This window comes from Streptomyces katrae (assembly GCF_000966975.1).
Lineage (GTDB): Bacteria > Actinomycetota > Actinomycetes > Streptomycetales > Streptomycetaceae > Streptomyces > Streptomyces katrae.
On the sequence record NZ_JZWV01001458.1, the window covers coordinates 1 to 339 of the forward strand.

A 339-nucleotide genomic window follows, 5' to 3' on the forward strand; every position below is an offset into this window, starting at 1 on the left:
GTTCCGGGCGGGTCCGGTGGTTACTTGGCGGCGAGGCCGCCGTCGCCGACCTCGGGCTTGCCCGCGGCCTTGAGGACCTTGTTGAGGAGCGTCAGGTCGTAGATGCCGGTGAGGTCGGGCTTGTCGAGGAGCTTGGCCTTGACGGCCCAGTCGGCCTCGGTCTTCAGCGTCGTGGCGAGCGGGTCGTCGGTGACGAGGATGGACTGCCAGGCCGGGTCGAGGACCTTGGCGTCGAGTTCCTTGCCGCTGTCGGCCTTGAGCTTGGCGTTGGCGGAGGCCTTCGCCTTGTCCGGGTTGGCGTTGATCCACTCGTTGGTCTTCACGGTGCCGCGCAGGACC

The 339-nt window shown here is 68.1% G+C and carries 1 pseudogene; it reads right to left on the bottom strand.

Annotated elements, in window-relative coordinates:
* Window positions 1-20 precede the first annotated feature (20 nt).
* Window positions 21-339 (bottom strand): annotated as a pseudogene (locus tag VR44_RS38290) (sulfate ABC transporter substrate-binding protein); the annotation flags it as partial.